This window comes from Pelagimonas sp., from assembly GCF_050633425.1.
GTDB lineage: Bacteria > Pseudomonadota > Alphaproteobacteria > Rhodobacterales > Rhodobacteraceae > Pelagimonas.
This window is the reverse complement of record NZ_JBOEGM010000057.1, coordinates 1-892: the sequence shown is the minus strand read 5'-3', so window position 1 is coordinate 892 and position 892 is coordinate 1. Positions and strand designations below refer to the sequence as shown.

General features: G+C 49.8%; 1 protein-coding gene. It reads right to left on the bottom strand.

The window, feature by feature from the left end; all coding sequences use genetic code 11:
• Window positions 1-68: 68 nt before the first annotated feature.
• On the bottom strand, window positions 69-536 hold the full coding sequence (locus ACRBB0_RS26875) for a hypothetical protein (protein ID WP_431377548.1): 468 nt from the start codon (window positions 534-536) through the stop codon (window positions 69-71).
• Window positions 537-892 lie beyond the last annotated feature (356 nt).

Genomic DNA, 892 nt, shown 5'->3' with positions numbered 1-892 from the left:
GAGCCCAAAAAGACTGATGCTGCACATCAAACGAGTGTCCGGACATAAGGTGATCGGCTCAGCTGTGCTCAGTTGTCAGTTAAGCATTGCAGCATCGCATCGAGGGAGGGGTACTCTAGCACTAAATTCCTCCCGGATCCCATGCCAGTGCCTGTACCGATGCAGGTTACCAACCGAGCCAAGTCTTGGTTTGTTTCGTGAGGCTCAAAGTCGAGGAAGGCAAAATAATCCTCAGAAGAAGCAAACCCAATACGATTCTGCTCTCCGATCCCAAATTTTTCGAGTTCAACTTCCAAACTTCGAAATAACGCGGGATGCGTTTTCACGACGTCATCACTAAGCATGTTTTGTGGGCCGCTCCACTCAAATGAGAAAGACACGGAACTGCCTTCCGCGGTGCGGACCGAGCGGCCTTCAATCAAGTAGATACCTTTAGAAAGCTCTGAGTTCAGTTGCTTAGGATAAAATCGCCGCAGTTCGAAGTGTTCAAGCCAAGCGCAAACCTCGAGGCCATCGCGTTGGCGACAAGTCTGCATCAATTGCCCCCCAGCTTCCATGTTGTAAAAGCCGGATCGTTCTTCTAGAGGGGCGCACTCGCTAAGAAGCCAACCCAAAACCAAGCATGTTACAAGCAATGAACGAACCTAATTCAACGATCAAAATCATCCTGAGAAACTACAATGGATTGGCTTCTTAAACATTGACAACACTTAGGTGGGGCGATCGGCCTCTTGCTCTAGAGCAGGAGCTTTGGCTCACAGGCAAACCCGGTATGCAGCAAGAAGTGCTTTGTCTAAATCAGGCCCAATCCAACGCTTGAGCCAATACAACGCGGTGGTCTCGATCATCCCAGCCTTTTTTAAGCCGACATCGGCGCAAACGCAGCGAATTG